The sequence below is a fragment of the Lutibacter sp. genome (assembly GCF_030692605.1).
Lineage (GTDB): Bacteria > Bacteroidota > Bacteroidia > Flavobacteriales > Flavobacteriaceae > Lutibacter.
Map to the genome: position 1 here is coordinate 1 of NZ_JAUYUD010000053.1, position 13,821 is coordinate 13,821.

Annotated in this window: 7 protein-coding genes and 1 pseudogene; 5 read left to right on the forward strand and 3 right to left on the reverse strand. The window is 32.3% G+C overall.

Going from position 1 to position 13,821, the window contains the following annotated elements:
- A pseudogene (locus Q8S45_RS05070) lies at positions 1-5,255 on the reverse strand (hypothetical protein); the annotation flags it as partial.
- Between the two features lie 487 nt (positions 5,256-5,742).
- On the opposite strand from Q8S45_RS05070, the gene lpdA reads away from it, so the two are divergent.
- The 5 genes from lpdA to Q8S45_RS05095 all read left to right on the forward strand — a co-directional run bounded on the left by lpdA (position 5,743) and on the right by Q8S45_RS05095 (position 13,160).
- A complete protein-coding gene (gene lpdA / locus Q8S45_RS05075; RefSeq protein ID WP_305601838.1) occupies positions 5,743-7,143 on the forward strand; it encodes a dihydrolipoyl dehydrogenase in 1,401 nt (466 codons plus the stop codon).
- A gap of 123 nt (positions 7,144-7,266) precedes the next feature.
- A complete protein-coding gene (locus Q8S45_RS05080) occupies positions 7,267-8,580 on the forward strand; it encodes an anthranilate synthase component I family protein (RefSeq protein ID WP_305601840.1) in 1,314 nt (437 codons plus the stop codon).
- Between the two features lie 17 nt (positions 8,581-8,597).
- Complete coding sequence (tilS, locus tag Q8S45_RS05085; protein WP_305601842.1) at positions 8,598-9,947, forward strand: tRNA lysidine(34) synthetase TilS; 1,350 nt, start codon at positions 8,598-8,600, stop codon at positions 9,945-9,947.
- Positions 9,948-10,053: 106 nt separating this feature from the next.
- Positions 10,054-12,642 carry a phosphoenolpyruvate carboxylase gene (locus Q8S45_RS05090; protein ID WP_305601844.1) on the forward strand — a complete coding sequence of 863 codons (2,589 nt, stop codon included), beginning with the start codon at positions 10,054-10,056 and terminating at the stop codon, positions 12,640-12,642.
- Between the two features lie 2 nt (positions 12,643-12,644).
- Positions 12,645-13,160: a DinB family protein gene (locus tag Q8S45_RS05095; protein WP_305601845.1), complete on the forward strand. Its 516-nt coding sequence runs from the start codon at positions 12,645-12,647 to the stop codon at positions 13,158-13,160.
- Here Q8S45_RS05095 and Q8S45_RS05100 read toward each other — a convergent pair.
- Positions 13,157-13,357 (reverse strand): helix-turn-helix transcriptional regulator, encoded by a 201-nt coding sequence (locus Q8S45_RS05100; RefSeq protein ID WP_305601847.1) that lies wholly within the window; start codon positions 13,355-13,357, stop codon positions 13,157-13,159. The two genes, Q8S45_RS05095 and Q8S45_RS05100, sit on opposite strands and share 4 nt — an antisense overlap.
- Entirely contained in the window at positions 13,350-13,652 is a 303-nt protein-coding gene (locus Q8S45_RS05105) for a hypothetical protein (RefSeq protein ID WP_305601849.1), read from the reverse strand. Before Q8S45_RS05105 ends, Q8S45_RS05100 begins: the two co-directional genes overlap by 8 nt.
- Positions 13,653-13,821 lie beyond the last annotated feature (169 nt).

Here is a 13,821-nt window from a genome sequence, read left to right on the forward strand (position 1 = left end):
GCTAAACAACCATTATCACTATCTGTTACCGTTACCGAATATACACCCGGTGTAGTTACTGCTATTGTAGCTGTAGTTGCTCCTGTATTCCATAAGTAACTTGCAGTACCTTGTACTGTTGATCCACTTGCATTTAAAGTAATACTTGTAGTTGAACAAGTCAATTCTGTATTTCCTGTGATAGTTGCAACAACAGGTTTAATATCTTGTAACACTGTTACTTCTACTATAGCTGAACAACCATTATCGCTATCTTTTACTGTTACTGAATATACGCCAGGTGCTATTACTGCTATTGTAGCTGTAGTTGCTCCTGTACTCCATAAGTAACTTGCAGTACCTTGTACTGTTGATCCACTTGCATTTAAAGTAATACTTGTAGTTGAACAAGTCAATTCTGTATTTCCTGTGATAACAGCTTCAGGTTGTGTTATATCTTGAGTAATTACAATTCTACTTACAGACACACAACCATTGTTACTATCGGTAACATATAACGTATATTCTCCAGGTGTAGTAACTACAATGCTAGAAGTCGTCGCTAAATTATCACTCCATAAGTAACTTGCAGCCCCTTGTATGCTAGATACAACTGCATTTAAAGTTATACTAGAAGTTTCGCATGTTAATTCTGTTTTAACAGCAAAAATTGTTGCTTGTGGTACTATTTTATTCTGAGTTACCACTACAGTATCACTTGCAGAACAACCATTAATAATGTTTGTTACTGTTAACACATATATCCCAGGTTTACTAATTGTTGGTGAAGGTGTATTTGCTCCACTATCAATTAGGCCGTTTGAAGTTGTCCAAGAATAAGTAAAATTAACTTGATCATTTGAACTGGCACTGCCATTTAATATGGCTGTTGGATTATTACAATTCAACAATTTATCTGGGCCAGCATTAACAATTATTTGTGCTGGTTGTGTAATTGTAACTTCTTTTGTTGTTGAACATACAAGTTCACTTTGGCTATTTCCAGATGAACTTGCAGTAATTACATAAGTTCCAGGACCAAAAGTAGATTGACCACTTAAATTGGACCCTACCCCATTTAATTGAATTATATAAGTTTCACCTTGTACTAATCCAGAAACAGTAATTGTTCCATTGCCTAATCCAAAACAAGTAACATTTGTAGAAGTTGAATCTTCTATATTAGGAGTGTTAATTATTGTGATATCAAAACTGTTTTCATCACTACAGTTTGGTGTAGTGTCGGTATCAACATATACAAAAAGTGTTATGTCGCTTGAAATGACATCTGTTGCAAAATATTGCGTTCCTGTTCCACCTGTTGCTGTCCAGTACTCATTTCCTGCACTCAATTCTGGTAATGTATAACTATCACACATTGTTACATCTGCCGGTGCATCTGCTGGCGGAGTATCATTGATCGTTACCTTAAAACTATTCTCTGTAAAACAGTTAGGAGTTGTTCCTGTTTCTGCATATACATAAATGGTTTGAGTACTTGTTATTGCTGTACCTACTGCTATCGGACTTGAACCTCCTGTTGCTGCATAATACGCTCCATTGGTCAACGCTGGTAATGAATAACTATCACACATTGTTACATCTGCCGGTGCATCCGCTGGCGGAGTATCATTAATCGTTACCTTAAAACTATTCTCTGTAAAACAGTTAGGAGTTGTTCCTGTTTCTGCATATACATAAATGGTTTGAGTACTTGTTATTGCTGTACCTACTGCTATCGGGCTTGAACCTCCTGTTGCTGCATAATACGCTCCATTGGTCAACGCTGGTAATGTATAACTATCACACATTGTTACATCTGCCGGGGCATCTGCTGGTGGTGTAGTATTGATTGTGATATCAAAACTATTCTCATCTGTACACACACCATTATCAGCCGAAACTGCATAAACATAAATTGTTTGAGAACTTGTAATAGAATCACCTGCACTTTTTGCAGTTCCAGTTCCACCTGAGCCTGTAAAGTAGTTACCTGAATTTAATTCCAGTAAAATATAGCTATCACAAACTTCAACGTCTTCTGGTGCATCTACTGATACAAGATCAGCTTCAACAGTGATTGTTTGTGTTACTTCAATGAAATTCTCACAATCATCTGCTATTTTATATGTTCTTGTAACTATATAAGCATCACCATAACATCCAGATTTTCCATTATTTTCATCTTTTACCCAAGTTACTAAAGGTATAAGAGTGCAATTGTCTTTTTCATCAGTAACTACACTTACGTCAGGGACTGGTACATCTGATAATTTTTTCAATCCACTTATTGCTATAGGATTAGATCCTGTAGGGTCAGTAGTGTCATCTATTTTAATGGTATGAATAATATCCACACTTTCATTAGAACACTCATCAGTTACTTTATACGTTCTTGTGATTACTATTGGACAAGTTCCACTTACGTCATCACTTGAAGTTACTGTTAAATTAGCATCCTCACTGCAATTATCTGAAATTAAAAGATTTCCTGTCAATGCTTCTAACGCAGCTACTGTTGTTACCGCAGCTGGTGCATCTTGTATAGAACAGCCTTCAATAATTGTGTCAGTAATTGAACCTGTAACAACTGGTGCTGTAGTATCAGAAATTACAATCACCTGATTTCCTGTAGCGCCATTGCCACAAGCATCAGTAACTGTCCATTCTCTTATAATAACATCATTATTTACACATGAAGCGTCCAATCCTGGTGTTAAGCAAGAACTAATAAACCGAACGTTTCCATTTACAGTTGCTTGTTTTTTTGAATAAACAAACCATTGTCCATCTAAACTAGTCATACCAGCTGTTAACGCTTCAAATGATGAAACTAAACCATTGGTAAGACCAGTAACTGTATTCGTAGTACTTCCTCCATTTGGCTTAAAGTTCCCTGCACCTTCCGCAATAAAATTGCTATTAACCCAAGCGGCATAAGCTGAAGTGCTTGGATAAAAAGTTGGTGAGTATACTTCAACACCACCATCTCCATCGTCACAGTTTCCTAATGTACAATAAGGCCCTACCAAAACAATTCCTTTTCCGTTTGGAGCTACCAAAATAAATTCTGCTCTTCCTTTTCCTTGATTTGTTTCAAAAGTTAAGTTAAAAGCTTTTATTGAATTCACGTTTAAACTTGCCATTCCAGAAATATTGAAATATAAGTATATACCATTTCCTGCATTTACTTCTTTTTCATTTTCTAGTCCAAAACAATCACCGTCAGTATATGTTGGTATTAAACTGCCATCACAATTGTCAGTAGCAGTTGCCATACCTAATGCAATTGGAGTAATATCAGCCGTACATTCTATACCTGCATTTGCTGGAATAGTAAGTACTGGTGGCGTGGTGTCATTTATATTTATTTTTTGTATTGCTGTTCCTATGTTACCACAATTGTCTGTTACCGTAAACGTTCTGGTCACAACAATTGGGCAAGTTCCTGTTTTTGAATCTTTATAAGTAACAGAAGCTATTCCAGTTCCTGTCTCAACAATAACTAAACCGGTATAAGGACTTGCAATGGCAACATCAATTTCTGAATATATCCTTCCAATAATTGCGCTTGTGTTGCATCCTTCCAAACTGTAATCAGCCGGAGCAGTTACAACAGGGTCAGTTCCGTCACCATCAATAATAGTGGCGCTTGCTGTTGTAGTACAACCATTTGCATCGGTTACAGTTACATTATAAGTTCCTGCTAATAAACCACTAGGATTTTGAGCTGTAGAAACAACTGTTACATTATCTCCTGTTTTTTTCCAAGAATAAGTGTAAGAAGCTGTTCCGCCCGATACTGTTAGTGTAATATTTCCGTCAGCATCCCCAGCACAATAAAGTGATTCACCTGTTGCGTTTGCCGTCAAAGCAGCAGCTGGTTGAGTAATAGTTACTGGCAATGATGCGGTTGAGCAACCATTAGCATCCGTTACAATTACTGAATAACTTCCTGCTGCCAAACCTGATTGGTCTTCTGAAGTTGCACTAACTCCTGAACCTGTCCATGCATATGTATAAGAACCTGTACCACCTGATGCGGTAATATTGATAGCTCCCGTTGAAGCACCAAAACACAATACATTGGTTTGTCCTGTCAACGCCACTGAAACGGCTGTTGCTGGTTGAGTGATTTGAACTTCAGAACTTATACTATTACATCCATTAGCCTCGGTTACAACTACTTTATAATATCCTACACCTAAACCAGTATAAATACCTGTTACATCACCATTGGTTGGCAAGCCAGTTGCACTAAAAGACCCTCCTGAGGTTGCTGAAAACAACAAATCATAAGTTATTGTTCCAGCTCCTCCAGTTTTAGTTGCGGTAACTGTACCATCAGAATTTCCATTACATTGCACATTAGTGCTATTAATCAGATCAATTGTTACGGTACAACATGATGCTAAAGTTATATCGTCAACAAGTTTCGTATTAGGGATAACTAAGTTTAACGGATCAGATATCGTTAAACTAACTGTATGAGGACCCGAAGTATTATAAGTAACCGTATATGGACCCGAAGTATTTAATCCTGAAGGAGAAATAGTTGCCGCGCCAGGAAAAGACCAGCTATAATTAGTATTAGGCTCAACACCAGTTGAAGTACTATTATATACCACTTGTTCAAAAGCGCCACTAATACAATCTTTATCAATACTGAAATCAGCAAATAACGGTGTTTTTACTATAATACCACTAGAAAAAGCACTACTACATTTTGGCGGGTTACAAGTAATTAAAGATAAATCTTGAGCCGGAGTAATTTTCTGTCCATTTACTTCCCATCTTAAATATATATTCTTTAATTCAATAGATTGACCAACCGTATAATTAGTAATTTCAGCCATTCTATATTTAGAACCAGCCGGAACAATAGATCCTCTTATTTTAATAGTTAATCTATCTGTTGAAGGTCCACCAAAATTAGTATTATCAAAATTCTTCCTAACTCCACCAACTAAATAATCAAATTGAAACATTAAATCATACTTGCCGCTATTACTTGCAATTTTAACCCATATAAATAAACCATTTATAGGATTATTAACATAAGCTAAGGTAGCTAAATTACCAACATCATCTCCTAAATACACGTCTCCAAACGTCACATCATTAGCATTACAACCGACATAAGAACAAGCAGTCGCAGTTGTTAATGAGGCATTTAAATTATCAAAAGAAACCAATCGATCTTGGGAATAAGTCTGTATTGTCGAAAACAACAAAACTAAAAAGGTCGCTACATTAATAAGAGTAATTTTTTTCATAATCTTTTTGTATTAAATTAATACATTGTAATAATAACTATTGGGTTCAATACTGAACTAAATTATTTGTTTAAACTATTACAACACCAAAATTTGTTTTAAAGCAATTTGGGGTTTTATCTAATAAATAATAAAATTATTATTTATTTGTGGGGGCCGTTAAATATTTAGAGTCTTGTGGGGGTAAAATCAATTCTCATTTACTATAGCAAATATACAATGTAACCTAATACAAATCAAAGTTTTATATTTCAATAGTAGTAGAATTTAACAAATGGATACAAAATGCGAATAAATGGTAGTAGAAAATTAGCCAAATCAACTATTTGTAATATGATAATTATCATTGTTTTTTATATGTCTGATTTTCAGTAATTAAATACCTCAATACTTTATAAAACACATCATTTTCAGTATTATTTACACTGTATTAATTGTTCTTAAATAAAAATTCTATTTTTGCAATTCATTAAATATAATATTAATTATGAGTACATATGATGTAGCCGTTATAGGTTCTGGTCCTGGTGGATATGTGGCAGCAATTAGATGCGCGCAACTTGGTTTAAAAACTGCACTAATTGAAAAATATGCAACTTTAGGCGGTACGTGTTTAAATGTTGGATGTATCCCTTCTAAAGCATTATTAGATTCTTCTCACCATTATTTTGAAGCTACAAAACACTTTGCTACACACGGTATCGAGGTTTCTGGATTATCTGTTAATTTTAAACAAATGATTGATCGTAAAAACGAAGTAGTTTCACAAACTTCTGGCGGCATCAATTATCTTATGGATAAAAACAACATTGAAGTTTTTAATGGGGTTGGAAGTTTTACAGATGCTATACATATTACTGTTTCTAAAGCCGATGGCACTTCAGAAATAATTGAAGCTAAAAATACCATTATAGCAACAGGCTCTAAACCAGCAAACTTACCTTTTATTAATCTCGATAAAAAAAGAGTCATAACCTCAACCGAAGCACTTAGTTTAACTGAAATACCAAAGCACTTAATTGTAATTGGTGGTGGTGTAATAGGATTGGAATTAGGCTCCGTTTATAGCCGATTAGGTTCTGATGTTTCTGTAATTGAATATATGCCAGTTATTGTTCCAGGAATGGATGGAATGCTTTCGAAGGAATTACAAAAAACATTAAAAAAACAAGGACTTAAATTTTTTACAAGTCATAAAGTTACTTCTGTCGAAAATAAAGGAAAAGAAGTTGTGGTTATCGCTGAAGATAAAAAGGGAAATTCGGTTGAATTTAAAGGTGATTATACGCTTATTTCAGTTGGAAGAAAACCTTATACTGAAGGTTTAGGGTTGGAAAATATAGGTATAAAATTAACAACTACTGGTCAAATTGAAACTAATACTCAGTTGCAAACCAATGTTACCAATATATATGCCATTGGAGATGTTGTTAAAGGAGCCATGCTTGCTCATAAGGCTGAAGAAGAAGGAATGTTGGTTGCCGAATTAATTGCGGGCCAAAAACCTCATATCAATTATAATTTAATACCAGGTGTAGTTTATACTTGGCCTGAAGTTGCAACTGTTGGTAAAACGGAGGAGCAATTAATAGCTGATAATGTAAAATACAAATCTGGGACTTTTGCAATGCGCGCTTTAGGGAGAGCTCGTGCAAGTATGGACTTGGACGGACAGATAAAAGTGTTGGCAGATGCCAACACTGATGAAATTTTGGGGGTTCATATGATTGGCGCCAGAGCTGCTGATATGATTGCTGAAGCTGTTATTGCTATGGAGTTTAGAGCTTCTTCTGAAGATATTGCACGGTCATCTCATGCACATCCAACTTTTACCGAAGCTTTTAAGGAAGCTTGTTTGGCAGTAAATAATAGAGCAATACATAGTTAGTTTTGAGTTTTGAGTTTTAAGTTTTAAGTTTTAAGAAAAAAATATATTTATGGAACTCACAACCCTCTTTATTAACTTTATTTTTTTTTACTTTCTGACTTTTAAACTTTCAAACCTTTAACTTTGGAAAGAACCAATCATAAAATTCAAGTACCTAATATTATTGAATTTAAATCAAATTTATTGATTTGGGCACAACAGTTTAATCATGTTGCTTGGCTCGATAGCAATAACTATTTCCAAAAACATTCAAATTTTGATGCTGTTCTTGCTGTTGATTCTTATTCAATCATTCAATCTAATTTCACGAATGCCTTTGAACAACTAAAAAAGTATCAAACCAAAGTAAACGATTATATTTTTGGATATTTAAGTTATGATTTAAAAAATGATGTAGAAAATTTGACTTCTACTAATTTTGACGGTCTTCATTTTCCTGATTTATTCTTTTTTCAGCCTAAAAAAATAATAGAAATTAAAGGAAAAACCGTTGAATTTAAATACTTGTCCGAATTTAAAAACGACATAACGATTGATTTAGAAGTAATAGAACAGCAAAAAGGGAAAAGCGAAAAGGGAAAAGCGAAAAGTTCATTAAAAATTAAACTTCGCATCCATAAAGATGCATACATTAATAAAGTAAATTCAATTTTAAATCACATTCATAGAGGTGATATTTATGAAGCCAATTTTTGTCAAGAATTTTATTGTGAAAAGACTAGTCTCAATCCTTTAAAAGTTTATCAGAATTTAAATAAAATTTCCAAACCTCCTTTTGCAACCTTTTTAAAATTCGACGCTAACTATTTAATTTCTGCATCGCCAGAACGTTATTTAAAAAAAAGTGATAATGTGGTTATTTCACAACCCATAAAAGGAACCGAAAAAAGAGCGAATACTCCTATAGAAGATGAGGAATTAACAATTAAATTAGCCCAAAACCCAAAAGAGCGTGCTGAAAATATCATGATTGTAGATTTGGTTCGAAACGACCTTTCGAAAATTGCCATTAAAGGCTCTGTAAATGTGGATGAATTATGTAAAGTTTATACTTTTAAACAAGTACATCAACTCATATCTACCATATCATGTAAAGTAAAATCAAATATACATCCTGTAGATATTATTAAAGCAACGTTTCCAATGGGAAGTATGACTGGTGCTCCTAAAATTTCAGCAATGAAAATTATTGAAGATTTAGAAGAAACAAAACGTAGCCTATATTCTGGAGCTGTTGGGTATTTTACCCCTGACAATAATTTCGATTTTAATGTAATTATTAGAAGTATTTTATACAATGAAACTAAAAAATACATTTCATATTCAGTTGGTAGTGCTATTACAGCTCTTTCGTTGCCTGAAAAAGAATATGAAGAATGCCTTTTAAAAGCAAAAGCAATGAGAGCGGTGCTATTAAAAAATGGTTCGAATAAATAAGTATATTTACAACCTATATGAAAAAAATTCTAAAAGAACATTTGCTAACCAACTTACCTCAGCTACAAGGTAAAAAATTGCTTATTGCTGTTTCTGGAGGTATTGATAGTGTTGTAATTACGCATCTACTTCACAAATTAAATTACACTATTTCACTTGCCCATTGCAACTTTATGTTAAGAGGAAAAGAAAGCAATAAGGATGCAGAATTTGTTATTGAATTGGCAAAAAAATACAATGTACCAGTTTATACCATAAAATTTGATACCAATAAAGTTGCTGAAGAAAGAGGTATTTCAACCCAAATGGCTGCACGAGATTTAAGATATAATTGGTTTCAGAAGTTATGTGAAGAGCATCTATTAGATAATATAGTTACCGCCCATCAAAAGGACGATGTTTTAGAAACTTTTTTATTGAATTTAACAAGAGGTACTGGATTAGATGGATTGACAGGAATTCCTGAAATTAATATGAATATAGTAAGGCCGTTACTCCCTTTTACAAGAAATGATATTTTAGTTTATGCTACTAGAAAAAAGTTACTTTGGAGAGAAGATAGTAGTAATTCTTCCATAAAATATCACAGAAATAAAGTTCGACATAAAGTAATACCCGTTTTAAAGGAAATAAATCCATCCCTATTAGACACCTTTTATGTTACATTGGAAAATTTAAAAGGAAGTCAGGAAATTGTTGCTGATTCCATTATCAATCTTGAAAAAGAAATTAAAGAAGTCAAAAACAATGAAATTCATTTTTCCATTGCAAAATTGATGCAATTTAAAAATCCGAAAATTTACGTTTATGAACTTTTTAAAGATTACGGATTTACAGCTTGGGACGACGTTGTTAATTTACTCCAAGCCCAAACTGGTAAACAAGTTTTTAGCAAAACACATTGTTTATTGAAAAATCGAGATTATTTAATTTTAACTAAAATTGAATACATTACAATTTCTAATGAATCCTTTAGTATTTCTTCGGAACAAACAAAATTGACTTCCCCAATTTCACTATCATTCGAAATAATCACTCCCGTTTTTAACGCCAAAAATAATTCATCAAATGTATTTGAACCATTCCTATTTGAGCAATCAAACAGTGTATTTATAGATTACGATTTGGTTAAATTCCCTTTAACACTCAGAAAATGGCAAAAAGGAGATTATTTTTTCCCTTTTGGATTAGGAGGAAAAAAGAAAATTAGTAAATACTTTAAAGACGAGAAATTCTCGCTAGTTGAAAAAGAAAATATTTGGTTATTGTGTTCAAACAATGATATAATTTGGGTGGTTGCTAAACGACTTGATGATCGATTTAAAGTCACCAAAGCAACTTCAAAAATCTTAAAATTAAACATTTAGACTCTGAAAAGCCTTTGGACACAAATACAACGATTTCGTTAATTTCAGATTTAAATTTATTAAAATTCTCATTTAGAACGTATTTTTACACTATTAAATTTGATTTATGATTAAGCAAGCAAAATTAGCCAGATATAACGAACATGTACTTGTAAAATACCAAATTTACAACAGTATATTTTTAACCCTACCATTTGATACTATTAATAAAACGGGGGTAATGTTACCATTGTTTCACGAAATGTGTAAAAACGGATTCCAAAATAAAAAGAATCCGACCGAAATAGTAGATGGATTTTTTAAATCTTACTACAAAAACACGACTGAAAAAGAAAAAATTGACTTTTTGTTTAGATGTATTCAATTTATTGAACGACAAGTAGTTTTATTTGATGCTATCGAAGATGCCGCCTACCCAATTGTTCATAATATGGATGGCGTAGGAACTATTAGAAATAGTAAGGAAAAAGCGATTTTAGAAAACAAAACAGAAGCATTAAAAAAGCAATTAAAAGAATATAAAGTTCGTTTGGTTTTAACTGCACATCCAACCCAGTTTTACCCAGGTCCAGTTTTAGGAATTATTACAGATTTAACAGAGGCCATTAAAGAAAATGACTTTTTATCTATTAAAAATTTATTGGCACAAGTTGGTAAAACTCCATTTTTCAAACATGTAAAACCATCTCCTTATGATGAGGCTGTGAGTTTAATTTGGTATTTAGAAAACGTATTTTATCATTCTGTTTCTCAGATTTATAATTATATTCAAAATAATATATTTGATGGACAAACACTTGATAATGATATTATTAACTTAGGTTTTTGGCCTGGTGGCGATAGAGATGGCAACCCATTTGTTACCACAGAAATAACACTAAATGTTGCAAAACGGTTACGACAAATGGTGTTGAAAAATTACTATGTTGATATTCGAAACCTAAAAAAGAGATTAACTTTTAATGGTGTAGAACAAGATATATTAGAACTTGAAAAAGTACTATTTGACAATAGTGTATCTCCAGAGTTGTACTCTATGCCAACCCAAGAAGAATTTTTAAATAAATTATTAGCCATAAGACAAACGCTCATAAAAGACCATTATTCATTGTATTTAGATGAAATCAATAGTTTTATAAATAAGCTCCGCATTTTTGGTTATCATTTTGCTACGCTCGATATACGACAAGACAGCCGTGTACATCACAATGTTTTTGCACAAATGGTCACAGAATTATCTGAAAACGGTATGACTATTTTTCCAGAAAAATATTTAGAACTTAATAAAGAAGATCAAACCAAAGTTTTATCTACTATTTTTGGAGATATTGATATTTCAATATTTAAAGACGATATGGTTGCTAAAACATTGGGCTCTATTAAAGCGGTTAAAACCATTCAACAAAATAATGGAGAAAGAGGCTGCCACAGATACATTATTAGCAATAATCAAACCTCGATAAATGTTTTAGAAACATTTGCAATGTTTAATTTATGTGGCTATAAAAACAACTTGAATGTAGATATTATTCCGCTTTTTGAAACAATAGACGATTTAAAAAATTCAATTAAAGTAATGGAGGAATTGTACACCAATAAGGCGTACAAACTGCATTTAAAAAATAGGAAAAACAAACAAACTATTATGGTTGGTTTTTCAGATGGAACCAAAGATGGCGGATACTTAATGGCAAATTGGGCTATTTATAGAGCCAAACAACAATTAACAGAATTATCAAGAAAATACGATATTAAAGTCGTGTTTTTTGATGGTCGAGGTGGACCTCCTGCGCGTGGAGGTGGTAGAACCCATCAGTTTTATTCTTCATTAGGTCCAACTATTGAAAATAAAGAAATTCAGCTTACAATTCAAGGTCAAACAATCAGTTCCAATTTCGGAACATTAGACTCTTCACAATATAATATTGAGCAATTATTAAGTGCTGGTTTAGCGAATGAAATTTTTGAACATAACAATGATATTATATCAAAAAATGATATGAAAGTGATGGACGATTTATCTAAAACAAGTTATCAAGCTTATGTCGATTTTAAAAATCATCCTAAATTTTTGCCCTATTTAGATCGAATGAGTACACTTAAATACTACGCTCAAACTAACATTGGAAGCAGACCTTCAAAAAGATCAAGTTCAAGCGAATTAAATTTCGCCGATTTAAGAGCCATACCTTTTGTAGGGTCTTGGAGCCAATTAAAACAAAATGTACCCGGTTTTTATGGTGTTGGAAAAGCACTAAAAAAATATGAAGATAGTGGCGAATTTGAAAAAGTTATCCAGTTATATGAAAATTCAGATTTCTTTAAGGCCTTAATAAAAAACAGTATGATGTCTATGTCAAAATCGTTCTTCGGTTTAACAGAATATATGTCGAAAGATGTAGAATTTGGAGAATTCTGGAATTTAATTTTTAATGAATTCAGTGAAACAAAACGTTTAATTTTAAAATTAACTGGATATAACGAATTAATGCAAAACAATCCGGTTGGTAAAAAATCTATTATAATTAGAGAAGATATTGTTTTACCTTTATTAACTATTCAGCAATATGCATTGCTAAAAGTACAAGAAATGCAAACCAATGAAAACCCAAATGAAGAATTACTTTTGATATACGAACGAATGATTACTCGTTGCTTATTTGGAAATATTAACGCAAGTAGAAACTCAGCTTAGTTATGAATGCAAGCCAATTAAATGAAAATGAATACGCTCCTTTTTATGCTAATTACATCATTAATTTAGGTAACGTAAATTTGATTGAAGTGTTGAACTCATCATTTGATGATTTTTTAAATACCCTTTCTGATTTACCTGAAGAAAAATTAATGTACCGTTATGCCTATGGTAAATGGACCATTAAAGAGCTAATACAACATATTATAGATGCAGAGCGTGTAATGACTTATAGAGCACTTCGTTTTTCTAGAAAAGACACCACAGAAGTTCCCGGGTTTGATGAAGACTGGTATGTTGCAAATTCTAATGGAAATGATCGAAGTTTAGAAGAATTATTAGAAGAATTTACTTTTATAAGAAAAGCGAGCATTTCGTTATTTAATAGTTTTAATATCGAAATGCTCACTCGTTTTGGAACAGCAAATGGAAATGATATTTCTGTTAGAGCACTTGGGTTTATTATTGCAGGTCACCAAATGCATCATTTAAAAATTATTAAAGAAAAATACCTTTAATCGGTAACTTCTAAATAAAAAATATCTTCCACTTGTTTGTTAAATACGTTGCCAATTTTTAACGCCAAAACCGTTGAAGGCACATATTTATTAAGCTCCATAGCATTTATTGTTTGACGACTGACTCCAACAATTTCAGCAAGCTGTGCTTGCGTTAAATTTTTTATTGCCCGCTCTATTTTTATAGAATTATTCATCTTCAACTACTTTAGTAACTTTAAACAATATGTAATGGAACCGAATAATAAAAAATAAAAGTATTGTAAACATATTATAAATCATAACATGTAAAAATGTAAAGTCAAAGACAAATAGTACCGCGATAATTAATACAGTGTAATTAACATAAGTTGCCCATATTAGTGATTCCATTCTAATAATAGTAATATATTCATCTTCGTTTTTTGTTTTAGAAAATGCTACAATTATTCCTCCAACAATAATTAAAATAGATATTATCTCATCAATTATATTTTGAGATGTCCATTCCAACGATTTGTTAGAGAAAATTTCTCCGTCACTTATTATATAAAGTCTATTAAATATTTACAATTAAATTGGATAGATTTTTCCCTAATTGGTTTTCAGACTTGAATGTATTCATTAATTCATTGAATTTCGTTAATCTATCTTCCATTTTTTCTAAATATCTATTATGTGA

Bases quoted from the DNA above. Each gene is read 5' to 3' on its own strand.
- tilS (WP_305601842.1), top strand. From the start codon at position 8,598: ATGAAAAAAATTCTAAAAGAACATTTGCTAACCAACTTACCTCAGCTA.
- lpdA (WP_305601838.1), top strand. From the start codon at position 5,743: ATGAGTACATATGATGTAGCCGTTATAGGTTCTGGTCCTGGTGGATAT.
- Q8S45_RS05090 (WP_305601844.1), top strand. From the start codon at position 10,054: ATGATTAAGCAAGCAAAATTAGCCAGATATAACGAACATGTACTTGTA.
- Q8S45_RS05100 (WP_305601847.1), bottom strand. From the start codon at position 13,357: ATGAATAATTCTATAAAAATAGAGCGGGCAATAAAAAATTTAACGCAA.
- Q8S45_RS05095 (WP_305601845.1), top strand. From the start codon at position 12,645: ATGAATGCAAGCCAATTAAATGAAAATGAATACGCTCCTTTTTATGCT.